This window comes from Flavobacterium sp. (assembly GCF_044369455.1).
GTDB lineage: Bacteria > Bacteroidota > Bacteroidia > Flavobacteriales > Flavobacteriaceae > Flavobacterium.
Window position 1 is genome coordinate 27989 of record NZ_JBIPLW010000013.1, and the last position, 24832, is coordinate 52820.

At 34.6% G+C, this 24832-nt stretch carries 27 protein-coding genes; 18 read left to right on the forward strand and 9 right to left on the reverse strand.

Annotated features, from left to right (window positions below):
• The first annotated feature begins 37 nt into the window (after positions 1-37).
• The 6 genes from ACIQ2L_RS11575 to ACIQ2L_RS11600 all read left to right on the forward strand — a co-directional run bounded on the left by ACIQ2L_RS11575 (position 38) and on the right by ACIQ2L_RS11600 (position 5462).
• Positions 38-451, forward strand: a complete 414-nt coding sequence (locus ACIQ2L_RS11575) for a hypothetical protein (protein ID WP_396159049.1) — start codon at positions 38-40, stop codon at positions 449-451.
• Between the two features lie 315 nt (positions 452-766).
• Complete coding sequence (locus tag ACIQ2L_RS11580) at positions 767-1402, forward strand: LysE family translocator (protein ID WP_396158942.1); 636 nt, start codon at positions 767-769, stop codon at positions 1400-1402.
• A gap of 298 nt (positions 1403-1700) precedes the next feature.
• Positions 1701-2078, forward strand: coding sequence for a DUF3703 domain-containing protein (locus ACIQ2L_RS11585; RefSeq protein WP_396158944.1), 378 nt, complete (start codon positions 1701-1703; stop codon positions 2076-2078).
• A 133-nt stretch (positions 2079-2211) separates the two neighbouring features.
• Entirely contained in the window at positions 2212-3819 is a 1608-nt protein-coding gene (locus ACIQ2L_RS11590; protein WP_396158946.1) for a hypothetical protein, read from the forward strand.
• Between the two features lie 381 nt (positions 3820-4200).
• The gene (locus ACIQ2L_RS11595) at positions 4201-4602 is read left to right on the forward strand and encodes a lipocalin family protein (protein WP_396158948.1); all 402 of its coding nucleotides are present in this window, start codon (positions 4201-4203) and stop codon (positions 4600-4602) included.
• A 323-nt stretch (positions 4603-4925) separates the two neighbouring features.
• Positions 4926-5462, forward strand: a complete 537-nt coding sequence (locus ACIQ2L_RS11600) for a porin family protein (RefSeq protein WP_396158950.1) — start codon at positions 4926-4928, stop codon at positions 5460-5462.
• 169 nt (positions 5463-5631) lie between these two features.
• On the opposite strand, the gene ACIQ2L_RS11605 is transcribed toward ACIQ2L_RS11600, so the two are convergent.
• Positions 5632-8532 carry a T9SS type B sorting domain-containing protein gene (locus ACIQ2L_RS11605; protein WP_396158952.1) on the reverse strand — a complete coding sequence of 967 codons (2901 nt, stop codon included), beginning with the start codon at positions 8530-8532 and terminating at the stop codon, positions 5632-5634.
• A 533-nt stretch (positions 8533-9065) separates the two neighbouring features.
• Between ACIQ2L_RS11605 and ACIQ2L_RS11610 the strand changes: the two genes are divergently transcribed.
• Both ACIQ2L_RS11610 and ACIQ2L_RS11615 read left to right on the forward strand, forming a co-directional pair.
• A complete protein-coding gene (locus tag ACIQ2L_RS11610; RefSeq protein WP_396158954.1) occupies positions 9066-10340 on the forward strand; it encodes a sterol desaturase family protein in 1275 nt (424 codons plus the stop codon).
• A 46-nt stretch (positions 10341-10386) separates the two neighbouring features.
• On the forward strand, positions 10387-11001 hold the full coding sequence (locus ACIQ2L_RS11615) for a lysoplasmalogenase (protein WP_396158956.1): 615 nt from the start codon (positions 10387-10389) through the stop codon (positions 10999-11001).
• Positions 11002-11007: 6 nt separating this feature from the next.
• Here ACIQ2L_RS11615 and ACIQ2L_RS11620 read toward each other — a convergent pair whose 3' ends face one another.
• Both ACIQ2L_RS11620 and ACIQ2L_RS11625 read right to left on the reverse strand, forming a co-directional pair.
• Positions 11008-11421, reverse strand: coding sequence for a DUF6691 family protein (locus tag ACIQ2L_RS11620; RefSeq protein ID WP_396158958.1), 414 nt, complete (start codon positions 11419-11421; stop codon positions 11008-11010).
• A 3-nt stretch (positions 11422-11424) separates the two neighbouring features.
• Positions 11425-11982, reverse strand: a complete 558-nt coding sequence (locus ACIQ2L_RS11625) for a YeeE/YedE family protein (RefSeq protein ID WP_396158960.1) — start codon at positions 11980-11982, stop codon at positions 11425-11427.
• 77 nt (positions 11983-12059) lie between these two features.
• Between ACIQ2L_RS11625 and ACIQ2L_RS11630 the strand changes: the two genes are divergently transcribed.
• The 4 genes from ACIQ2L_RS11630 to ACIQ2L_RS11645 all read left to right on the forward strand — a co-directional run bounded on the left by ACIQ2L_RS11630 (position 12060) and on the right by ACIQ2L_RS11645 (position 14801).
• Entirely contained in the window at positions 12060-12539 is a 480-nt protein-coding gene (locus tag ACIQ2L_RS11630; protein ID WP_396158962.1) for a DUF4199 domain-containing protein, read from the forward strand.
• Positions 12540-12585: 46 nt separating this feature from the next.
• A complete protein-coding gene (locus ACIQ2L_RS11635; RefSeq protein ID WP_396158964.1) occupies positions 12586-13044 on the forward strand; it encodes a 2-dehydro-3-deoxyphosphooctonate aldolase in 459 nt (152 codons plus the stop codon).
• Positions 13045-13111: 67 nt separating this feature from the next.
• Positions 13112-13930 carry a 3-deoxy-8-phosphooctulonate synthase gene (gene kdsA / locus ACIQ2L_RS11640; protein WP_396158966.1) on the forward strand — a complete coding sequence of 273 codons (819 nt, stop codon included), beginning with the start codon at positions 13112-13114 and terminating at the stop codon, positions 13928-13930.
• A gap of 10 nt (positions 13931-13940) precedes the next feature.
• On the forward strand, positions 13941-14801 hold the full coding sequence (locus tag ACIQ2L_RS11645) for a hypothetical protein (RefSeq protein WP_396158968.1): 861 nt from the start codon (positions 13941-13943) through the stop codon (positions 14799-14801).
• Between the two features lie 53 nt (positions 14802-14854).
• On the opposite strand, the gene ACIQ2L_RS11650 is transcribed toward ACIQ2L_RS11645, so the two are convergent.
• Together ACIQ2L_RS11650 and ACIQ2L_RS11655 are read right to left on the reverse strand one after the other, a co-directional pair.
• Positions 14855-15202: a DUF1801 domain-containing protein gene (locus ACIQ2L_RS11650; RefSeq protein ID WP_396158970.1), complete on the reverse strand. Its 348-nt coding sequence runs from the start codon at positions 15200-15202 to the stop codon at positions 14855-14857.
• Positions 15202-16572 carry a M20/M25/M40 family metallo-hydrolase gene (locus ACIQ2L_RS11655; RefSeq protein WP_396158972.1) on the reverse strand — a complete coding sequence of 457 codons (1371 nt, stop codon included), beginning with the start codon at positions 16570-16572 and terminating at the stop codon, positions 15202-15204. Before ACIQ2L_RS11655 ends, ACIQ2L_RS11650 begins: the two co-directional genes overlap by 1 nt.
• 86 nt (positions 16573-16658) lie before the next feature.
• Between ACIQ2L_RS11655 and ACIQ2L_RS11660 the strand changes: the two genes are divergently transcribed.
• The 6 genes from ACIQ2L_RS11660 to ACIQ2L_RS11685 all read left to right on the forward strand — a co-directional run bounded on the left by ACIQ2L_RS11660 (position 16659) and on the right by ACIQ2L_RS11685 (position 21123).
• Entirely contained in the window at positions 16659-17267 is a 609-nt protein-coding gene (locus ACIQ2L_RS11660) for a hypothetical protein (protein WP_396158974.1), read from the forward strand.
• Between the two features lie 2 nt (positions 17268-17269).
• Positions 17270-17566 (forward strand): winged helix-turn-helix domain-containing protein, encoded by a 297-nt coding sequence (locus tag ACIQ2L_RS11665; RefSeq protein ID WP_396158976.1) that lies wholly within the window; start codon positions 17270-17272, stop codon positions 17564-17566.
• A gap of 58 nt (positions 17567-17624) precedes the next feature.
• The gene (locus tag ACIQ2L_RS11670; RefSeq protein WP_396158979.1) at positions 17625-18284 is read left to right on the forward strand and encodes a DUF1361 domain-containing protein; all 660 of its coding nucleotides are present in this window, start codon (positions 17625-17627) and stop codon (positions 18282-18284) included.
• Positions 18278-18583: a hypothetical protein gene (locus ACIQ2L_RS11675; protein ID WP_396158981.1), complete on the forward strand. Its 306-nt coding sequence runs from the start codon at positions 18278-18280 to the stop codon at positions 18581-18583. Before ACIQ2L_RS11670 ends, ACIQ2L_RS11675 begins: the two co-directional genes overlap by 7 nt.
• An 18-nt stretch (positions 18584-18601) precedes the next feature.
• The gene (gene creD / locus ACIQ2L_RS11680; protein ID WP_396158983.1) at positions 18602-19957 is read left to right on the forward strand and encodes a cell envelope integrity protein CreD; all 1356 of its coding nucleotides are present in this window, start codon (positions 18602-18604) and stop codon (positions 19955-19957) included.
• A 401-nt stretch (positions 19958-20358) separates the two neighbouring features.
• Complete coding sequence (locus tag ACIQ2L_RS11685) at positions 20359-21123, forward strand: oxygenase MpaB family protein (RefSeq protein WP_396158985.1); 765 nt, start codon at positions 20359-20361, stop codon at positions 21121-21123.
• Between the two features lie 80 nt (positions 21124-21203).
• Here the strand turns inward: ACIQ2L_RS11685 and ACIQ2L_RS11690 are convergent, their stop codons facing one another.
• The 4 genes from ACIQ2L_RS11690 to ACIQ2L_RS11705 form a co-directional block, all read right to left on the reverse strand.
• Positions 21204-22256, reverse strand: coding sequence for an o-succinylbenzoate synthase (locus ACIQ2L_RS11690; RefSeq protein WP_396158987.1), 1053 nt, complete (start codon positions 22254-22256; stop codon positions 21204-21206).
• Between the two features lie 2 nt (positions 22257-22258).
• Complete coding sequence (locus tag ACIQ2L_RS11695) at positions 22259-22936, reverse strand: metal-dependent hydrolase (RefSeq protein WP_396158989.1); 678 nt, start codon at positions 22934-22936, stop codon at positions 22259-22261.
• A 15-nt stretch (positions 22937-22951) separates the two neighbouring features.
• Positions 22952-23875 carry a 1,4-dihydroxy-2-naphthoate octaprenyltransferase gene (gene menA, locus ACIQ2L_RS11700; protein WP_396158991.1) on the reverse strand — a complete coding sequence of 308 codons (924 nt, stop codon included), beginning with the start codon at positions 23873-23875 and terminating at the stop codon, positions 22952-22954.
• A 108-nt stretch (positions 23876-23983) separates the two neighbouring features.
• A complete protein-coding gene (locus tag ACIQ2L_RS11705) occupies positions 23984-24823 on the reverse strand; it encodes a 1,4-dihydroxy-2-naphthoyl-CoA synthase (RefSeq protein ID WP_396158993.1) in 840 nt (279 codons plus the stop codon).
• Positions 24824-24832 lie beyond the last annotated feature (9 nt).

Sequence of the window (24832 nt, forward strand, 5' to 3'; positions counted from 1 at the left end):
AAAAAATCTTTGGATAGCTATTGATTTAACTCAATACATTAGCGAAGGTGCTGAACAAAAAGTGTATTTGAAGGACACTGAAAATGTACTTAAACTAAATGATAGCATTTATTACAATACTTGGAAAGATTACTTATACAATTTGCTATTGCACAATTACTTCTTTCCAGATACAGCTTACAAATTAATTGGTTTTACAAAAGATAATCATATTGTATATGCAGTTGTTCAACAATCTTATGTTGCAATAACTGCCAATACAGATTTAAATCAAGTCAAAGAATTTTTAACTCTAAATGGTTTTGAAAACAATCGTAACAACGATTACATCAATCCCGAATTAGGAATTATACTGGAAGATTTACATGATGAAAATGTTTTGACAAGAAATGAAGTTTTATATTTTATAGATACTGTTTTCTATCTAACCGAACCGTTTTGGATAAGATAAAGAAAAACAACCGCTAACAGTTAGAGTTTTCCCGTGCGACTAACGCAAAGCGACTGGCGTAGCATTCCTATCGCGTGATAGTTACCCCCTCAAGAAGTTGCCCTGCGGAGCAATAAAATAGAAAAGTACATTGTTATCAACCTTTTGAACTGTGACAAGGTATATTGAAAATTATACTATTTTTGGGGATAGAAAGGGGAAAAGACAATCTGCTATATATCACAATTTGGGTAGATTGACGAAAGTTTGTTGCGCTTATTCACATGTTAGCGGTCATTGTACCGACTGCATAGAAAACACTAAAAAAGAAAAAATATGATACCATTTAATGACATTCTACTTTTCGCATTAGCGGCATTGGTTCTTGTTATCAGCCCGGGACCAAATATGATTTACTTAATTTCTCGTTCCATAACACAAGGAAAGAAAGCAGGGTTAATTTCACTTATTGGAGTAATTTGTGGCTTTGTGTTCCATATAATTATGGTTTCCTTTGGACTTACAGCAGTGCTTTTCGCAATACCTTTTGCTTATTCATTATTGAAAGCATTAGGTGTTTTTTATCTTTTATACTTGGCATACCAAGCCATAAAACCTAACAGTAAAAACATCTATGAAACAAATACAGATTTGCCACATGACAAACCAAAAAAACTATTCACTATTGGCTTTCTAACTAACGTACTCAACCCAAAAGTTGCTGTATTTTATTTGTCATTTTTCCCACAGTTCATAAAACCTGAATACGGCTCAATTATGACACAAAGTTTACAACTCGGATCTACTCAAATATTTGTTAGTTTCAGTATCAATTTTTTTATTGTATTAACAGCATCGAAAGCTGCATTATTTTTTGACAAAAATCCATCTTGGGTAAAAGCACAAAAATGGTTTATGGCAAGTGTTCTAACAGGACTTGCAATTAAAATGGCTATTTCCAAAGCTAAATAGTATTAGCAACTTTTAAATATGACACAATAATATTAACTCAAAAACAACGAACCCCCGCTCTCCGAAGTCTCGACTTCGGAGCAATAAAATAGAAAACCACAACATTGTCAACGTTTTGAACTTTGACAAGGTATATTGAAAATTATAGTATTTTTGAAAATAGAAAGGGGAATAAAGATGTAAATATTACCAAATAGGGTTTATGTATTTAGAATATGCGACTGTAAGGTAGTTGTGCGTCACTTTCGAGCGACAGAAAGCCGAAATACAAATCAAATAAAATTTAAAGTTGAATATTATGAAATTTTTTACATCAGTTCCGAAAAAATTAAATCCATTTTATAAAATAGAATTGGAGAACTACGAAATTGAATTAAATAAAGGAAACTTAAATGTTGCGTGGAATCATTTAGAAAGAGCTCATATAATTGTTCAAAAATATCCTTTTGCACACACGGAAGTGCATTGGAAAATGTTAAAATTTGGGTTGAAAATTAAAAATAGTAAAGAAGTTATTGGACAAATTCCTCGCTTAATTTTCGGAGGTGTAAAATCATTTGTTGGTAAAATACCAATTGGAAATCCAGGCGGTGCAAATGTTCCACCACTTAAATCGTTTGAAATTAGTGAAGAATTGAAAGAAGTTTTCAAAAAAGCCGATATTAGCTTAAATTAAAGATACGCAGAAAAAAAAATGAAAATAACTGTAAATACTGAAATAAAAAAGAAAAAGCGAACGCACAATATAGATGCTTGCAAAAATATTTCCAAAATACGAAAATAAAAAAAATAATAAAATATATCAGCTTATGAAATCTTATTTTTACTTTGCATTAGTATTATTAATTGCTGTTGGATGTAGTCCTGAGGAAAGTGCACCTAGTTTTGAAGAAGTGCAAGAGAATATTGATGTTGGCATCATCATGCCGCTAAAGGAAAGAGACTATTCTTTTCACAACAATGGCGATTATGGAGTCTATGAAATTCCTGCAGACCAAAAAAACTTTAAAGGAAAAATAGAATTTTCAGGAGAAGTAAATGTTTCTCCAAATAATCTAAGGGTCAAATGGATCAGCGATATAGATGGTGAATTGTATGAAAGCCACCCCGATAATAATTTTGAAAGTACGATTAGCACCTCATTAAGCAAAGGGCTACATAAAATTTCGTTTGAAGTTTATTTGGGAAATAACTCCGAATTAATTCAGAAGGATTCTATCACTGTTTCTAACGTTATTAAATTGGAAGCAACACCACGGCTAGGAAGGATGATGAGATTAAATTGGACAAAATATGAAGGTAGTGATTTTGTATCTTACTTAATATATCACGATGATAATCAACCTGTAGCAGAAATTAATGATGTTAACACGCTTGAGTATGATTATAGCGAGACCTTCAATATCATGGATGAACACCCGTACCAGATTGTTGTTAAAACAAGTAATCCTGCCTTGTCCACTGAAACCGTAGGCAGTAATATAGTTAAGAAGACAGCGGGCGATTTTCTTTATGTTCCCTATTATATCCGTAAAATGATAAAAGATCCGGTAAGGCATAAGTTATATGCAATATGTACTCCTGCGGATCTGTATGAAGTTGCAGATAAATATGGAGTCATAGTAATAAATACTGATACTTTTAGCATTGAGTCCCATATTTTACCAAATTTCCGCTGTACTGATCTCGCGGTATCTCCTGATGGACAATATATGTATTTAACTCGACGTCAAGTCGATAATATCCTAAAGGTAAATCTAAATACCTTCAGTTATACAACTATTACAACGTATACTAGCGGTTATGGATTCGACGAGATTGAGGCGGGTACTAACAATTTGGTTTATGCCAATCCCTATAACAGTGCGTCACCTGGCCAAATGATAAACACACAGACAGGCCTTTATACTTCCGCTCAAAGCAGTTTGACTTTTGGTCAAATGGCATATAATCCATTGAACAATATTCTCTATATGGGCAGCGATACTTCAAGTTCAAACCTGTATATGATGAATACTACTAATTGGGCCACGGGGAATTATCTCAACTTAACACAATTTCCGCAGTTTCCTGGCGGCGTTGGCTATCCATATCCAAATTTATTTGTTTCGGATGCTGGTAATCATATTTTCTGGGATGAATATCAGTTGGATGCCAATCTAAATATTGAACGTCAATTCAACGATATCTTAATTAAGGCATGTAGTCCTTCGAATCAATATATTTCAGATTTAAGCAAACTCTACAATTTCGATACGATGGACACTATTCTGACATATCCATCTTTTGGATATTATGAATTCTACAATTCAGACATTCACTTTGCCGACGAAAATACAATCTTTACAAATAAAACTTACGATCCTAATGATGGAAATCCCTCATATAGCTATATATTCAGAATGAAAATTAACTAAATTGCAGTCCTCGCGCGACTAGAACAAAGCGACTGGCTACGCCATCCTATCCCCGCTGCCGCGCGAATCTTTCGCGTGGCTTAGTAAAAAAATAGCGGCAAAGAGATCCGAGAAACAATAATTTATAGCTAAAGTTATACCCTTAAGGATGATTTTAAGAACCACGCGAAAGATTCGCGCGGGAGCGACGGTAGTTTTATTCTCGAATTTTGAAACCAAATCTTTCAAAATTTGGTGCAAAAATGCGGGAAGTAAAACGGTAAATTTATCGACCAAAAAATTGCGCTAGAAACTTGAAACCGCCAATCACCAAACCTTAAATGATAAAGATAGCTATTACAAAAACTATATTGTGTATATGAATAATTAAAAAACTAAAAAATGACAAAAAAAGCTTTATCTATCAAAATTCTATTAGTATTTACATTCCTCTCTTGTAATCAAAAATCAAAACAAGAAACAACAAATGAAATAGACTCCGACCCAAAAATCGAAAATTTCAAAAATCTTTTGTTAGGTTCATGGGTGCAACCTAATCCCATCAATGAAAAAGAAGTACAAGGTTTTACACTTAAAAATAATGGAACGGCAGAATCCATCAATATGGCAACTTTACTTTATAAAAAATGGTGGACTGAAGAAGGAAAATTAATTTTGGTATCTGAAAGTCTTGGAAATGGCTCATCAAGTATAGATACAACAAAATATGAGATTATAAATAAGACAAATTCTATCTTAGAATTAAAAAACGGAAATTATACAGATCGGTATATAAAAAAATAAAAACAGCCACCGCTCCCGCGCGAATCTTTCGCATGGTACGTCCAATAAAATAGTATTTTCACAAGTACCTATTGATGCTGTAGTTGTAAATTAAAATGTTGGCTTTAAAATAACCACGCGAAAGATTCGCGCGGGAGCAAAAGGAAAAAATTTGCAAAATTCACATTTTTCTTTCTCAAGTATTTTTATCTTTTGGGAAAATATGTCGTTTCGAAGTTCTCCCCGATCCGAAGTCTGACTGACTTCGTGCTATTTAAAAAATGTATTAACACCCAACGGGTTCCGTTTTTTTATATCTTTGATAAATTTTAAAAAACTTATTTATGAAAAAAGTATGTATATTATTTATTGTTTTACTAAGTGCAAACGCTATAAATGCACAAATGTTGAAGTTTGGCGTCAAAGGAGGAGCAAATTTTTCTAGTCTTGAAGGTAATAATATTGACAGTTCTATCTATACAAGTTTCCATTTTGGAGGTATGGTGGAAATTAGCTTATTGGAAAATTTATCCTTACAACCGGAACTTTTGTATTCGTCACAAGGTGCAAAAGTTGATGATGCCGCTGTAAAGGACATTAATTACAACTATGTAACGGTTCCGGTATTGGCTAAATTTTATTTAACTAGTAAAAAATTTAGTTTAGAAGCCGGACCACAGTTCTCATTTTTAGTAAATCAAAATGTATCCGATCAATTCGAAGGGGAAACTTTTGATTTTGCAGTTGCTGGAGGTTTAGGATATAATATTACCGAACATTTTTTGATTCAAGCACGTTATGTTGCTGGGTTAACCCAAGCAAATAAAGACGCCGAAGTAACTAATAGAGTGATACAATTATCGTTAGGATATATTTTTTAATAAAGACTAACGTTTATAAAAAAACCGTTCCTAAATTGTAACGGTTTTTTTATTTTTATACTGTTGGGTGCAATTATTTTTTGGAGCACCGCTAAGGCGCGACTGGGACAGCACAGGCAAATAGAATAAATTCTACATAGTATGAAATGTTAATCAACGAAAAAAACAATTACCGTCGCATCGAAAAATGAGCTTTGAAAGTTTGCCAAACTAGTACTCCGTTTTCGTCAAAGTCTTTAAATTCAACTAAGAACCAATAATCTGTAGAGGGCATCAAATTACCGTTATAGGTTCCATCCCAACCTTTGCTGAGTGGAGATAATTGCTTTAGCAATTTGCCATGCCTATCGTAAATATAAATTTTAGCATTGGGTTGTGCATCAAAATAATAAATATTCCAATAATCATTAATCCCATCGCCATTTGGCGTAAAATAGTTAGGATATCCCAAGACCATTACGGCTTTGCTTACATCGGTGCAATTATTAACATCCGTTATTTTTACGATATGTATTCCAGGTGTCAGTTGGGTAAAAACATTCGAAACTTGAAAAGGTAAGCCATCAATACTAAAAAGATACGGTCCGGTACCTCCACTCACTAATACGGTTAATGTGTTGTTGTCTACAAAGGTATTTGTCACATACGTACTAAAATCTTCAACAGTTACTGCAGTACTAACAGAAGAAGTTGCCTGCGGAGAAACACAACCTGTTGCTATATTGGTCACTAAAACGGAATAATTCCCAGGAGCAGAAGCGGTATATTGATTCGATGTTACGCCTGGAATTGGTGCGCCATTAAAAAACCATTGACAACTGTATAGCAGATCGCTCAACGTAGTGTCTAATAGCGCAGGCCTAAAAACATATCCTCTCGGGTCTTCACAAATGGAAAAATTGGTCAATACGGGTTCGGGAAGCGGAAGGATTGTAACTGTTGTATTTACAGAAGCTGGTGTACATCCCAATGTAGCTGGGATAGCATACACAATTTGATGTGTTCCTGCAATACTATTACTAGGAGTAATTCCGCCTGTTGCACTATTTACTGTAACTCCACTTGGTGCTGTAAAAACACCTCCAGTGTATGCTGCAGTTCCAGTTAATAATACAGGTTCAGGAGTTGTGATTGATCGGCAAAAGGGGTCAGCGTAACTAATTGCCGCCGTAGGTAAAGGCGTGATTGAAACAGTGGTGCTAACCGTCACGGCCGAGCATCCTCCAGCTGCTGGAATGGTATATTCAACGGTATAATTTCCTGGAGTTGACAAAGATGGAATGATGTCCCCTGTAGTTGTATTTAATTGCAATCCTGATGGAAATGAACCATAAAAACCTACACCAAAAATTCCTGTACCCGTCAAAGTAACAGCTTGTGATGTTGTTACCGAATCGCAATAAGGAGTAGCATAACGTATTATGGCTGTGGGTGCCGTAATAATTGTAACAGTTGTTGTAGCTGTTATGGAACTACAAACACCACCACTTGGAGGAACAGTATACGTTATGGTATAATTTCCACCTAAACTAGCACTGGGTGTTATAAAACCCGAAGTTGGGTCAATAGCCAATCCCGCTGGCGTTGCCGTATAGGTTCCGCCTGTGATAACTCCAATCCCATTTAAAGAAACATTTTGTGACCAATTTATTAAATTACAATACGAAGTTGCACCATAGTTTATCGTAGCTTGTGGTGCTAAAAATAGGGTTATTGTAGTGGTAACGGGAGGCACCGTACAACCATTTGTTGTTGGAATGGTATACGTTATAACATAGGTTCCTGGCGCACTAGTGCTTGGTGTAAACTCAGCGGTACTGGGATTAAAACTTAATCCAGGAACATCTATACTATAGACACCTCCAGTATATAAATCGGTGCCCGTTAGCTGTATCGATTTTAGGGCGGTGTCAGATGTACAAAAATTGTTTTGACCATAGGTAATTTGAGCCGTTGGCGCACTGTAAACTGTAATAATTTTGGTGGCCGAAGTAGAACACCCAAAAGCATTAAAGGTTGTAAATTTAACTGTATAAGTACCCGTTCCAGGAAAAGAATGGGTAGGGTTTTGTAGCGTAGATGTGGTTCCATCTCCAAAATCCCAAAGATAACTGTCCAATAAAGAGGTATTGGTTAACACCGTAGTATCCTCAAAAATGGCATTATTAAAGCACGTATTCGTTATTGTAAAATCTGCGGTAGGATCTTCCAATTGAAGCACTGTTGAAATCACTACGGTGCAACCCGTAACTGAAGTTAGAGTACACGAGTAGTTTAATCCCGCGGCTGGACTATTTACTAATATCGTTTGTGTTGTTTCTCCTGTATTCCACAAATAACTAAAACCTATAGGTGCTGTAAGTTGTGCAGCAAAGGAACCGGTACAAAAAGTCGCTCCAATTTGAAGAGGAGAACAGTAAGCATCTACGTAAGCATAGCCAAAATGAGCCCCTGGAGAACAATCGCCGGTTTCGAACTCGATGGTGACGTTTTGTCCTAGATAGGCACTAAGATTCAGACCTACAGTAGTCCAATCTCGATACCGCACTTCTCCGCTAGCAGCATTACAGGTTTGGAATCCAGCTAAACCGACCCCCGCTACCACTGTATATTGCCCACATGTGGGATCGATTAATTGTCCTGCAGCGTTCAAAACCCTTACCTGAAAACGGGGCTGTTCCGTAGGATCATGTCCTGGATCTTCTAAAACTACTGCATATTTATAAATAAAAAGTGACGATGATGGTGTAACCGTTATTATATAAGAAAGTGTTTCTGCCTGAGCACCAGCTTGATCATTACCAACTCTGGCAGAGAAAAGTCCACCCGGTGAAACAACACGAACAACATCACACGTATTAGGATCTGTACCAGTACCTGTCATGATCGTATGCCTTCCTGCAACTATTCCTGAGGGTGATGTAACTATTGGGCAACAAGAACCTGTTTGACCTTGCCATCCACCAAGGGTACCGGACTCAAAATCAGAATTTGGGCAAGAACTTTGAGAATAAATTTGAGTTATCGACGCAAAGGTTAGAAAAAAAAAGAATCTTATGGTATTTATCATTTTAAAGGAGGCATAAAGTCTTGTGTAAAAATAGGTTGTAAATGTAAAAAAGAATTCTTACAAAAAAAAACAGTATTTATATTATGTTAGCGTCTTTTGCTTTAAACTTTTTTCTTTTTGTTAAAAGTAATGAAAAACTATCCTATGAAGAGATTATTATATTTTACACCATATTCGTTAAAATAACTATAATTGGTTACCCTTACCTAAATTACTTATTGCCAATAAATTATTCTATTAAAATTAAGTAAACCTCAAAAAAAATCTCCTAATTGCTTTTTATTTTTCTTTTTAGTAACCATTTAATAATAAGGCGCTACTACTTTCTGTAGCAATGATACCAGTTGTAATAGCGTTTACTATACTAAAGCTGCTGGAAATGATTTAATTGGCGTGATAGGTCAATCAATCCCAATGGAAAGAATATAAAACACACTTCTTTTTTGAAAATATAATTACTGTTTCTGAATTTGTTATATTTGATCCAAGTCTTTATTAATGCAAACTGACCTCGAAAAAACAAATGCACAATTATGGAAGAATACGGGAAAATATTAGTGATTGCGATGCCGTTTTTTCTTTTTTTAATCATTATTGAAAGAACCTATGGCTATTTCAAAGGTGTCAATCATACGCCAATGATGGATAGCATATCGAGTATCAGTTCCGGAATGACCAATGCTGTCAAAGACGCTTTGGGTTTGAGTATTGCTATTATTTCTTATGGATGGATGGTTACGCAATTAGCAATCCTAACTATTGAAGCTACAATTCTTACGTATGTAATTGCTTTTTTTGTAATCGATTTTTATGGGTATTGGAGTCACCGTTGGGCGCACCAAATCAACTTCTTCTGGAACAAACACGCCATTCATCACAGTAGTGAAGAATTCAATTTAGCATGTGCTTTGCGTCAACCGATTTCGAGCTTTGTGAATTTATTTACGTTCTTATTATTACCCGCTGCTGTTCTCGGAATACCTTCAAAAGTCATTGCTATCTTGTTGCCATTGCATTTGTTTTTACAGTTTTGGTATCATACGAGATATATTGGCAAATTGGGTTTTCTCGAAAAAATTATGGTTACCCCATCGCATCATCGGGTGCATCATGCTATTAACCCTGAATATATCGACAAGAATCATGGGCAGATTTTTATTTTTTGGGACAAATGGTTTGGTACTTTTCAGGAAGAATTAGATACGGTTCCGCCCGTTTTTGGAATTACGCGACCAGCGCAGACTTGGAATCCCATCCGAATCAATTTTCAGCATTTATGGCTTCTGATAAATGATGCCTATCATGCCGAAAACTGGATAGACAAATTTACCATTTGGTTTAAACCAACAGGCTGGCGACCGAAAGATGTTGATGAAAAATATCCTGTTGCTAAAATCACTGACGTGTATCGCTTTGACAAATATGGTCACCAACATTCAGCACTTTTAAAGTATTGGTCTGTGGTGCAATTGTTTGTAACGCTCGGATTGATAAGCTATCTTTTTGGTAACATTGCTACGATTGGTTTGCCTACTATTTTTGTGTATGGATTATTCATTTTCCTGACCGTTTATAGCTACACCGAATTGATGGACACTCGAAAATTCTCCGTGTTTTGGGAAGGATTGCGATTTATCGTTTCTATCGGAATTATCTATTACTTTGGTGATTGGTTTGGCATGTCAAAACTAATTCCTTTTTCGAATTGGATTCTTGTAGGGTATTTTATGTTATCGATGGCGATGAGTTCTTATTTTGTTATTGTGGAATTCAATAAAAAACAAAAGACACGTTCCTTTGATCACTAGCACTAACGTGTTAAAAGGCTTCGTCGTTTTTGGAATACTTTATTCTATGGTGTTACTTACTAGAAATGACTTGTTAACTTGGTATTTAAAGCCGTTTTTAATTCCGTTTTTGTTTTATGCCGCAGTAAAAAGCGAAAAATTCGAAACTAAAAAATGGTTGCTGTTGGCATTACTTTTCTCTTGGATTGGTGATTGTATTTTACTATTTGCCGATAAGGGTGAAGTATATTTCATCTTTGGATTAGTTGCTTTCTTGATAGCACATATTTTGTTTATTTTTCTTTTCGTAACACAAAATTCAGAAAACAGAAACTTCAAAAAACCGCTCTTTTGGGTTGGGCTTATCTTGGTATTTGTCTACTTAGCGAAATTGCTTTCTGTCCTATTACCAAGCTTAGGCGATTTGAAAGTTCCTGTTAGCGTTTATGCTGTAACGATTTCTATAATGGTAGTGATGGCGTTAAAAGGCGCTTTTAATTGGCAAAATAATTCAAAATATATCGTGCTCATCGGTGCTGTTTTCTTTGTGACTTCGGATAGTATTTTGGCCCTTAATAAATTCAATACACCGATACCATTGGCCACATTTTGGATTATGTTGACCTACTTGATGGCGCAATTTTGTATTACGTTTGGAATTTTGAAGTTGAATGGGAAATAGACTAGTCTAATGCGGCAACTTGTCTTTTACAACACCATATAAAAACGTTCCTAAAAGAGCCCCGATTAAAATTAAACCAACGCTCATAAATCCGGCACCAAGCATAATAAATATGGGTCCAGGACAAGCACCAACCATGGCCCAACCCAATCCAAATAGGATTCCGCCAATCCAATAGCGAGCGTTCCCTTTTTCTTTGTCTTGCACAATCAAAAGATTTCCATTGATGTCTTTTAACTGTTTTCTTTTGATGATTTGGATGCCAATAACCCCAACAACTATTGCGGTCATGATAATACCATACATGTGAAACGATTGAAATTGGAACATTTCATAAATTCGGTACCAAGAAACAGCTTCTGCCTTGGTCAATACAATTCCGAAAGCGAAACCAACGAGTATATATTTTAAGTACTTCATAATTTAGAATACTAAGGGTAAAATAAAATGCGACATAATCAATCCACCAATAAAAAAACCAATAACGGCTTTCAAAGAAGGCAATTGCAAATTACTTATTCCGGCAATGGCATGACCCGATGTACAACCACCAGCATAGCGCGAACCAAAACCGATTAATAATCCGCCAATCAATAGTATACTAATCATTTTTGGAGATTCGAATATTTGATTGCCAAATAAGGCATCGGGCAATAATTTTCCGTAGGGCGCATCAATTCCCATCGCGGCAAGTTGTTCTATGGTTTTCGGATTCAAGTCAACATTTGAAGCATCACTTAAAAAATGTACCGCTACATAACCGCCAAGCATCGCACCTAAAACCACCGCTAAATTCCAGCGTTGCGCTTTCCAGTCCCAATTAAAAAATGGGACTTTTTTACCAACGCCAGTCATTGAGCAAAGTGAACGCAAATTAGAAGACATTCCGAATACTTTACCAAAATAATTGAGCAGTAACATGATAGCAGCTATGAGAAAACCGGCAACCGACCAATGCCAAGTTTGTGTTATTAATTCCATTGTATTATTTTTTACAAAAATAGCAATATTAAATTATCGAAATAAAGTATTTTTGAACACAAATTGTCAACACAAAAATGAAAAACTTTTCTATAGAAATAAAATGGGCGCTTCGCTTCACGCTGTTAACTTTAGCATGGGCAATCGGGGAAAAAGCTATCGGACTTCATGATGATCACATCAATAATTATGGTATGTGTAGCTTCCTTTTTGTTTTTCCGGCTGTTTTGTTTTTCTTTCAAGCGATAAAAGAGAAAAAAAAATACGATTACAACAATAGCATGACTTTTAGACAAGGATTCGTATGCGGCATAATTTTGTCATTTATAATTTCGTTACTGAATCCGTTAGCCCAATTTGTAATCTATAAAAGCATCACACCCCACTTTTTTGAAACCATAATTGCTTACAAAATAAAGAACGGTTATTTAACACTAGAAAATGCTAAAGTATATTTTAATTTAAAAACTTATATAATTGAAAGCACCTTCATTGGTTTATCAAAAGGAATCATCACTGGAGCTATCGTTTCTATGTTTATACGAAATAAAAAATAAGGGTATAGCACGGTTATTGTAACATCAAGAAAAAAATTATTTAATTATGAAAACTATTGGCAAATTAACTTCTATTGTTGCGCTTATATCACTATTTACATCTTGTGTCAGTACAAAATCTACCCTTAAAAATGTGGATGACACTGCACCTTTTCCAACGTTGACCAAAGAAAATACGTTTGTTTTGACGGACTACAGCAAAGATATCAAATATGGCTACGATGCGGATTATCCTGTAAATGTTTTCTATATGAATGCCAAAGATGAAAATCTGAATGCCAATCGCTATTTAAATGCATTAGCTGGACCAAAAGGAGAGAAAATCACCTATACAAAAATTGAAAGTTGTTGTCCGTTTCCGACCAAAAGAGTGGAAATAGGCGCCGGATTTTTAGATGTTTATGAACTAAAATGGGAAGGACAAGTAAAGCCTGTTAAGTTGTATGTAAATATTTATGAGCGTGGCTATTTATTAGTTCCAGTAGGTCTTACCATAAAAAAATAACTTAATCCCTTGTTTTTAAAAAGCTATCAAATTAATACTAACTTTGTAGCCATAAAAAACACGCATCATGAATATTCATTCTATTCCACAAATCAAAAATACTGATAGTGGAAATTTCTTTGTACTTGCGGGGCCATGTGCTATCGAGGGCGAAGAAATGGCAATGAAAATTGCCGAAAAATTGGTCACCATTACGGATAAATTACAAATTCCTTACGTTTTTAAAGGTTCATTCAAAAAAGCCAATCGCTCTAGAATTGATAGCTTTTCTGGAATTGGAGATGAAAAAGCGTTAAAAATTCTACGTAAAGTTTCTGAAACGTTTCATGTTCCAACCATTACCGACATTCATACGAACGAAGATGCGGATAAAGCCGCACAATATGTAGATGTACTGCAAATTCCGGCGTTTTTAGTGCGTCAAACCGATTTGGTTGTGGCTGCTGCCAATACAGGAAAAGTTGTCAATCTGAAAAAAGGACAATTTATGAGTCCGGAAAGCATGAAACATGCCGTTCAGAAAGTACTCGATTGCAACAACCAAAATGTAATGGTTACCGATAGAGGAACCATGTTTGGCTACCAAGATATGATTGTTGATTTTCGTGGCATTCCAACCATGCAACAGTATGCTACAACGGTTTTAGATGTTACCCATTCGTTACAACAACCCAACCAAACTGCTGGTGTGACTGGCGGTAGACCTGATATGATTGAAACTATTGCAAAAGCTGGAATTGTAGTAGGTGTTGATGGTATTTTTATAGAAACCCATTTTGATCCCGCTAATGCCAAAAGTGATGGCGCCAATATGTTGCATTTAGACTACTTTGAAGATCTTATGACACGTTTGGTGGCTATCCGACAAACCATCAATCAATTTTAATTTTTAGCCATTGAAAAATATAATTTTATTTTTGTTAATGACAGTTACGGTCTTTACACAAAACGTATTTGCACAAGAACAACGCGTTAATCCAACTAAATATACTGCTCATAATAAAGGAAAAATGTATATTTTTTGGGGTGGAAATCGCGAAAGCTATTCCAAATCGGATATTCATTTTAAAGGTCCTGATTATGATTTTACCTTGTACGATGTGCAAGCACATGATAAAGCAAAAGGGTGGCATTTAGATTATGCCAATCCAGCACGAATGACTATACCGCAAACCAATTTAAGAATTGGTTATTTTATTAACGATCATTATAATATTTCGATTGGATTTGACCATATGAAATATGTAATGACTCAAGAGCAAATTGTTCGAATTGGAGGTGCTGTTGGTAATTCTTATCCAGATTATGCTGGTGTATATTTACCTTCTGGAAACAATAGCATCGACTTAACTGATGGTAGTTTTCTTAAATTTGAGCATACTGATGGTTTGAATTATGTCAATACAGAGTTTTGTAGAGTTGATGACATTTCAAAAATTTTTAAAATAAGAAATACGGATAAATTTCAGATTAATATTACTGAAGGTGTTGGTGGTGGTTTTTTATATCCAAAAACAAATTCAACTTTACTTGGTAAAGAAAGGCATGACGATTTTAATATAGCTGGATTTGGAGTTTCTGCCAAAGCTGGATTAAACTTTACCTTCTTTAAGTACTTCTTTGTTCAAACCGAATTGAAAGGTGGATATATCAACATGAACGACATTAGAACTACAAATAGCCCAGCTGACAAAGCCTCTCAAAGTTTTTTCTTTTTACAAAAAATAATTGCTTTTGGTGGAATTTTTAGTATTTAATTTAATTTTCTACTTTAAAACACCCTGATACCACATTTGTGTTTGGATGTTTTTTAGCAAAATGATTTGGCTTCTTTAATTACCGATACTAAGACAGCGTTATCAATAGTATCTAGAGAAAAATAGCGAAGTGATTTATAGGTATTTCTTTTGTCACCATTTAAAACTTCGAGATTATTTTTTAATTGAAAACCTTTACTAAAAGCAACATCTACATATTTCCCTTTACCACTGACATTTAAAAAGCAAAATGGTTTATTATTCAGATAAAAAAAAGGAATGTTCCATTTATATTCTAAAGTCGCTTCGGGTACCGTATGTTCTACAACACTAATAATATGCAAAAGCATATTGCGATACTTTTCGGGCTGATTTAATATGTATATATCTTGTGGTTTCACTAATCTATTCCATATTGGTCGAACAAATAGAGTAACGAAGCCATAGTTGCGGCTCCTAGTTCTAGTTCTCTTTTATTCACGGCATCAAAGGTATCGTTGGCGGCATGGTGATAATCAAAATAGCGCTGCGAATCGGGCTTTAATCCTGCCTTTACAATTTTATTTGAGGTTAACGGTTCGATATCAGAACCTGTGCCACCTTCCACAAAATTATGAATAAAATAGGGTTCAAATAAGTACTTCCAACTGTTTACTTTTTGAAAATTGGCCTCATCACAATCAAAAGAAAATCCTCTTGGGGAAAAGCCACCTGCATCACTTTCGAGCGCAAAAATGTGATTTTCATCATTACGTCTCGACACATCTTCGTATTTCTTTCCACCTCTTCCTCCATTTTCCTCATTCATAAAGAGGACAACTCTGATGGTGTTTTTAGGTTTGTAATTTAGTTTTTTAAAACACTCTACAACTGCCATACTTTGCACTACTCCAGCGCCATCGTCATGTGAACCATCTGCCAAATCCCAGGAATCGAGATGTCCGCCAACGGTCATGATTTTTTCAGGATGTTCTGAGCCTTTAATTTCACCAATAACGTTATGCGAAAGCACATCATCGAAGGTTTGACACGATAATTTCATGTAAAATTTCAATTTGCTGTTTTCTTTCAATTTTTTACTCAATAACTCGGCAGCATTAGTACTTATTGCTGCTGTTGGAATATGCTTCTCTTTGGGCAAATCGCCATAACTTTGTGCGCCTGTATGCGGAAAATCATCAAGTCTAAAGTTCATAGAACGAACAATGGTACCCACTGCGCCATATTTTGACGCTTCCTTAGCACCATAATATCTTTGATCCACACATTTTCCGTATGATTTAAAGGCATCTATGTTTTCAGGTTCAAAAGGTCGGTTATAGAAAATTATTTTTCCTTTCAACGTTGCTTCACCAAGAGTTTCTAGTTCTTTCAAACTTTTCACTTCAACAACCTCAGCCGTTACACCCGATTTTGCGGTGGCAACAGAACCACCAAGTGCACATATAGGAATATTGATTTTTAATTTATCATCCAAAATATAAGCGGTTTCTTTCTCGCCTCTCACCCATTTTGGCACCATCACTTCTTGAAGATATACTTTATCTAAACCTAAAGTCTCTAATTGTTGTTTGGTATAAATCACTCCTTTTTCAGCACCAACAGAACCTGATAATCGAGAACCAACTTTATTTGATAAATCATCTAGCCAGGAATAGCAAGTAGATTTAGTTAATGAAAATTTATAAATATCAGCAAGCATTTTTTGATCGTTACTTTGCGCGTAAATAATGGCGGTAAAAAGTAATGGTAATAGTGCGATTTTTTTCATTTGAAATATTTTTATCAAAAATAAATTAAAAATCATTTGGTCAAGAAAATATTATTCATTTACTTTGTTTTTCAAAGTACTTTAAAATGGAAAACGAAAAATACCTTAAAGACATTCAAGACATCAAACACATGATGTCACAATCTACGCAATTTATTTCGCTTAGTGGTTTATCGGGCATTCTTGCCGGAATTTATGCCTTAATTGGAGCGTATATCGTTAATTCTCTTTTGGAACAAAACAAGTATGATGTGGTAATTATTGAAGGATTAACATTTAAGCTAATTATTTTAACGGCTGTAGTTGTGTTACTATTATCCCTAATTACAGCATTCATTATGACCAAGCAAAAAGCCAAAAAAGTTGGCGAAAAAGTTTGGAACGCTGCTGCTAAAAGATTGTTGATAAACTTTTGCATTCCTTTATTTACTGGTGGAATTTTCGCCATACTCCTATTACGCCATGAAATTTATGGTTTAATAGCTCCCATTACATTGATTTTTTATGGATTAGCTTGTTTGAATGCCAGCAAATATACTTTGAAAGATGTTCGCTATTTGGGAATAACTGAAATTGTGTTGGGACTAATTGCAGTAGAGTTTTCGGGTTATGGTTTGTATTTTTGGGTGATGGGATTTGGAATTTGTCATATCGTTTATGGTGCGTTGATGTATTTTAAATACGATAGAAATTAGTTTTGACAAACATCATTCAAAATATCAACAAAGCTTTTGATCACCGAATACGTTTGGGGATCATGTCGGTTTTGATGGTGAATGAAAGTGCCGATTTTAATACGCTCAAGGAACTTCTTGGCGTAACTGACGGCAATCTTGCCAGTCATACCAAAGCATTGGAAACTGAAAATTATATTATGATAGAAAAACAATTCATTGGCAAAAAGCCAAACACAAAATACATCGCTACAACGGCTGGAAAAAAAGCATTCAAAGAACACATTGAAGCACTTGAAAAATTAATAACGAAACGCTAACCTAATTTTTTTATCCATTTACTTTGAAATACAAAGTACTTTTAAATTATTGATTATTATGAACAAATTGCTAACCATCTATTTTTTTAACAAAAAACAAAACTCAGTATTAGTGCTGCTTGGGTTACTATCACTACTATTAATGCTGTTACGTGTGAAAATTACACACGATATCTATTTGCTTTTTTTAATATGGAATTTATTCTTAGGATACATTCCCTATTTCTTATCATCAAAATTAAAAACTGCAATACCGGGTTATTTTAGTTTTTACATACTGCTTTTAGGTTGGATACTTTTTCTTCCAAATGCCTTTTATTTGATAACCGATTTCGTTCACCTGCATTATAGCAGTCGTTTTCAATTTCTCTTTGATGCTATTCTATTAACCAGTTTTACCATTGCTGGTTTTTATGCCGGTATTGCTTCTTTACATCATATTCATCGTTTATTAGAAATGAAATATACCGTAAAAAAAAGCAACAGTATTGTGATTGTCATCTGCTATTTGTCAAGCTTTGGTGTTTATCTCGGAAGAATATTACGCTTCAATAGTTGGGATATTATAAACCATCCTGTCGCCCTTTTCGGTAGCCTTTTGGATAGCATTACAAATCCTGAAGCACATGTATTCACATGTATTCTGGGAACTTTTATCGTAATCGTTTACACCATATTCTTTTCATTTATAAACAAAAAACAAATTTCAGCATGGTAACCAATAAAACACCAGGCAAATTTTCAACCTATTTAGCCATCACTTCATTTAGTATTGGAACGCTATTGTTAGCAATTCATCTTTGTGTTCCTAATAACATTGAAATTTTAGTAACTGGTTTTTTCTATGTAATACTTGCTCTACTTGTCAATAGTATTACACTTTTCCATTTAGCATATCATTTCATTATCAATCAATTTGAAAGAGAAACTATAGCCATTCGAATTCTCATTTTGTTGGCAAACATTCCAATAACACTTATATATCTATACATCATATTTAATAATAATTTATTCTAACTAAAAACAATTAAAATCATGGAAAATCAAGAAAATCAAGCAGCAGTAGAAAAAACATTTTTTCAATCAACAACAGCCAAAATGCTGATGGTAGGATTTCTGACATTAGTGTTATTAATTCCGCTATTCTTTGTTCAAAATTTAATAAGTGAACGGTCGCAACGAAAAACTCAAATGGTTGACGAAGTTACTGATTTATGGGGGAAAGATGTACTGTTTTACGGACCAGTATTGCGAATTCCATATACCTTTTATGAATCGTATAATGTAACCAATCCCAAAACTGGAGTTACCACCATCGAAAGAAAAGCCACAACTAATTATGCTTACTTCTTTCCAAATGAATTGAAAAATACTTCTAAAATAAAGAAAAACGAATCCTTAAAACGGGGTATTTTTAATCACGTCGTTTTTACTGCAGACATGACTTTTAAAGGAAATTTTACGAGTCCAAATTTTTCAAAACTAGGAATAGCCGAGGAAAACATACAATGGAATAAAGCTTCCATAATTGTAAAAACCACCAATTTAAAAAGTATCAAAAGCGAATTAAAAATTCAATTAAACACTAATAAATATGCTTTTGAACCACAAAATAATGACAAAAGCGAATATAGCGTTTTAGCCACTACTAATTTTGATTATAAATCCTTAGCAAATACCGATAAAATCAATTTTGATTTTGGCATAACCTATAACGGAAGCAATAGCGTAAAATTTATTCCCATTGGAAAAGTAACCAACATCAGTATCGATTCGGACTGGGAATCACCGAGTTTTGAAGGATCATTTGCAGCAAACGACGGTACTAAAACCATCAATAAAGATGGCTTCCACGCCGATTGGAAAGTGTTAGACATCAACAGAACGTTTTTACAGCAATATGCAAATGTTTTACCTGATTTGAATGATTATCTGTTTGGAGTAAAATTAATTCAAACTGTGGACGAATATCAGCAAAATGAGCGTGTCTCAAAATATGGATTCTTGGTTATTGGATTGACTTTTTTAATTTTCTTTCTGATCCAATCGGTAAGTAAAATCAACATTCATATTTTTCAGTATTCCATGATAGGTTTGGCTTTGATTATGTTTTACACCTTATTAATCTCAATTACCGAGCACAGTACATTTAGTTTTGCTTATAGCATTGCTGGAGCATCAGTTGTAGCAATGATAACGCTCTACTCCATTTCGATTTTGAAGAACCGGAAGTTTCCTATGTTTATCGGAACCGCTTTGACCGTTTTGTATTCCTTCATTTATGTGATTATCCAAATGGAAGATTATGCCTTACTCGTGGGTAGTATTGGTTTGTTCTTAATTCTCGGTGCGGTGATGTATTTCTCAAGAAGAATAGATTGGAGTAAGTAACTTTAGTAATCCTAAAACGCTGTGCATCTCCTTTTTTACTTTGTGAGTCTCTATATAATTTTGATAAGTTACATAGAGAGACAAAGAGAAATAGAGCGATTTTATGAGATACACAGCGTTTTACTTTGGTTACTAAAAACAGACGGAAATACGTAAATTAATAACTAAGGTGAGTTCGATGTTAGCTTTTTAAAAAAATGTTGTAAACAATTTAAAATTTCGAAGTTTACTTTTTTACTGTTGTAACAATAAAAAAAATTAATGCGAAATAGTTTTTAAACCATAAAGAAATTAAGTTTTGTTAAGTCTTATTGTACTGAATTCACTTAACTAACTTAATGATTTCAATATAAATATCTATTTATTTTAATCTAACTCACCTTAACTAATACTAAATTATAATGGAACTATTTGTTGAAAAAGATTCAATAGTTAGAAAAATATGGGGGAAAAGCGATACCATACTTTTCATTTTTGCAGGAGCATCGGCCGAATTTGCACTAAATAAGGCTGTCGATTGGCTTTATTTCACTGGAAAGTTACCTTCAGACCCTTTGGGCAGATTATTCTCTACTGTTAAATATGCACGGCTTATTGTCTTCTCGTCTATGAATGAAGCACATGCCTCGATAGATACTTTAAGAAAAATACACGGAGCAGTAGAAGAAAATCGAGGTTTTTCAATTCCAGATTGGGCGTATCGCGATGTTTTATTTATGCTAATTCATTACTCGATTGCATCGTATGAACTGTTAGAAAAGAAATTAACCGAACCCGAAAAAGAAGAAGTATACAATGTTTTTTACCGCGTCGGAATTCGAATGGGATTATCAGAGTTGCCTTCAACGTATATTGCATGGTTGCCTTTAAGAGAAACGCATTTGAAAGAAAATCTACAAGCAAGCAAATACACATTTGACTTATTTAAGCAATACAAAAAACACCTTGGACCATTACGCTATTTAGTGCTCATTGAAACTCAAAAATTACTAGTTTCAAAACGGTTAAAAAAGCTATTGTTTTTAAATGATTTTTCTTTACTTACGATTGTAATTCCTGTTTATAAATTAAGTCGAAATAGCAATATGGGCAAATTTTTTAAAAATTTATTGCTTCCATCGGAATATAAAACGGAAATTAAAAAGTTAGATATACAAGTAGGATAACCTCATCAACGATAAGACTCTTTGTATCTCTGTGTAATTTTAAAAAGTTTCACAGAGATACAGAGAGATAATGTTGAGATTCACAGCGTATTTATTTGGTTAAAATCAAACTCCCATTCCTTCTTTGTATCATACCAAAGTTGCCCATCCGAAACGGTCAATGGACAATCAAAATTATTGGTATACAAACTTCCCGTTCCCAAACCTTGAGCCAATAAATTATTTTGTAAAAAAGTAAATTGAGCAATCGCATTCAAACCCACATTACTTTCTAAAGCGGAAGTAATCCACCAAGCAATATTAAATTTCTCGGCTACCGAAATCCATTCTAAAGTTCCCCGAAATCCGCCTACAAAACTTGGCTTCAAAACAATGTATTGTGGCCTGATTTCTTGAAGTAATTTTTGCTTTGCTTCTACTGAAAATACACCTATCAGCTCTTCATCCAAAGCTATAGGAATTGACGTACTTTTACACAGTACTGCCATCGTGTCAGTCTGATTTTTTTTAATTGGTTGTTCTATACTATGTAATTTAAAACCAGATAGTTGATTAATTTTAAATAAAGCTTCATTTGAATTAAAAGCACCGTTAGCATCCACTCTGATTTCGATAGTTTCTTCATCAAAATTAGCCCGAATAAAACGTAATAAATCCAATTCTTTATCAAAATCAATGGCGCCAATCTTTAATTTTATACAGCTAAAACCTTGCTCAATTCTGTCCTCAATTTGAGCTTTCATGAAGGCTTCATCACCCATCCAAACCAAGCCGTTTATAGAAATGCTTTTTGTGTTTTCTGTAAATTTTGAAGGAAATAAAATAAATGGATTTTCACTTTTTAAGGACAAAAAAGCCATCTCTAATCCAAATTGTATCGATGGAAATTCAATTAATTCATCCCACAATTTTAGTTCACCAAGATGAATATTTTGACAAGTCCATTGCAATTTTTCTTCATAATCGGGTCTGTCATCTGCGCTCAATCCGCGAAGAATGCCACACTCGCCTATTCCTTTTTTTCCCTCTTTTTCTATGACGATAAACCAAGTTTCTTTGTCGGTCAGTATACCTCGTGAAGTTCCCGAAGGTTGTTTGAAATGAAGTAAGTATTTAAAATAAGAAGCGTTCATTGTTACAGCGAAATGCTTTCGCCAATATCTAAAAGCATCAAATCTTTTCCTGCATCAAAGAATTTCTTAATGGCTTCTTCGTGATTGATAACAATAAAACCAAACGTATCGAAATGGCATCCTAAAATCTTATCGCAATCAACAAAATCAGCAGCAATTATGGCATCTTCCACGTCCATGGTGAAGTTATTTCCAATAGGGAAAATTGCCAAATCGAGCTTGGTGCGCATTGGAATTAATTTCATATCCATAGTTAGTGCAGTATCGCCTGAAATGTAAATGTTTTTATGCTCGCCTTCGATCACAAAACCTCCCGGATTTCCACCATAGGTTCCATCGGGAAACGAACTCGAATGCACTGCAGTTACAAATTTCACTTTTCCAAAATCAAATTGCCAGCTTCCACCATGATTCATGGCATGGTATTGAAACCCTTTATTACCATAATAAACTGCAATTTCATATCCGGATATAATAACCGCATTTGTTCTTTTAGCAATAACCTCAACATCTAAAGTATGATCTTGATGTGCATGCGTAAGCAAAATATAATCTGCTTTTAATTCATTAACATTAATGTCAGCCGCTTTTTCATTAGCCGAAATAAACGGGTCAACGAGGATGTGTTTTCCGCTCACTTCAATTCCGATGCAAGCGTGACCATAAAATGTAATTTTCATGTGAGATAATTTTAATTATATGTAATTTACCAATAAATCAGATACAAAATAGATTAAGCTTAAGGCTAATAAAACGGCAAGAAAAAAGGTGCTTAAGGCCAGTTTTTTAAGCTCAGGATCAAGCAGTTTAGTATCTCTATTTCTACTAACAGTTAAAAGATGTGATGTCAATGGAAAAAAAGCCGCTAAAAATAAATATTGGTCAAAATGAAAATTATTTAAAATAGCAAATACAACCACTAATGCCATAGCCGAAAAGATTAAAAAATAATGGTATTTTTTTGCCCATGCTACGCCTTTTTGAACCACAATAGTATTCTTCCCGGCTTTCTTATCACTTTCTTCATCTCGCATATTATTGAGATTTAGAACACCTACACTCAGGAAACCAATAGCCATTGCAGGCAACAGTAATAACCAATCTATTTCTTTTGAAAACATAAAGTATACACCAAATGTACTAACTAATCCAAAGAATATAAAAACAAAAACATCTCCATAACCTCGGTAACCGTAGGCACGATTTCCAACCGTATAACGAATTGCCGATGCAATGGCTAAAATTCCCAAAAACAAAAAGATAAAAGAATAAAGAAGGTAACTCTCTTTAAAAGCAAAATAGATAAGTAAAACAGCAAAAAGCAAGGTTATTAAAGAAGTGAAAACCATGGCCCTTCTCATTTCAAAAGGCGTAATAACTCCTTTTTGAATAGCACGTTTTGGCCCTACTCTGTCATCATTATCGGTTCCTTTGATACCATCGCCATAATCATTGGCAAAATTGGAAAGTATTTGTAATCCTAAGGTAGTTAGCAAGGCAAAAAACACAATATTCCAATTGAACATTGCTTGTGACATAGCGTAAAAACTTCCGACGATAATTCCGGAAACCGAAAGCGGTAATGTTCTCAACCTTGCGGCTTCAATCCAGTGTTTCATTTTTACTATTTGTTTAAAAGTTTGAGGGTTTAAAGGTTTAAAAATTGTTTAAGAGTTTAAATTTGTTTCGTAAATACTGCAAACTGCTACTGCAAACTGATCACTGTATCAAGGCAACCATTTTTTTTCAAAATTCGGTTTGCGTTTTTCTAAAAAAGCATCTCTTCCTTCTTTGGCCTCTTCAGTCATATAGGCTAATCGCGTAGCTTCACCAGCAAAAACTTGTTGACCCACCATGCCATCATCGGTTAAATTCATGGCGAATTTTAGCATTTTTATTGAGGTTGGTGATTTAGCCAAAATTTCCTGAGCCCATTGAAAGGCGGTGTCTTCAAGTTCAGCATGAGGAATAACCGCATTGACCATTCCCATGTCAAAAGCTTCCTGAGCAGAATAGTTTCTTCCTAAAAAGAAAATCTCTCTAGCCTTTTTTTGACCTACCATTTTGGCTAAGTATGCCGAACCATAACCGCCGTCAAAACTTGTGACATCAGCATCTGTTTGTTTAAAAATAGCATGTTCTTTACTTGCTAAAGTTAAATCACAAACCACATGCAAACTGTGTCCACCACCAACAGCCCAACCTGGCACAACACAAATTACGGCTTTAGGCATAAAACGTATCAATCGCTGTACATCTAAAATATTCAAACGATGATACCCATCCTCACCCACATAGCCTTGCTGTCCTCTGGCTTTTTGATCGCCACCAGAACAAAATGACCAAACGCCATCTTTTGAACTTGGTCCTTCGGCAGAAAGCAATACTACGCCAATTGAGGTATCTTCCTGAGCATCATGAAATGCTTGCAATAATTCGGAAGTGGTTTTCGGACGAAAAGCATTACGAACATCGGGACGATTGAATGCTATTCTAGCAACGCCATTGCATTTTTTATATGTGATATCTTCAAAATGGCTAACAGTTTTCCAATTAATTGAACTCATATAAATGCT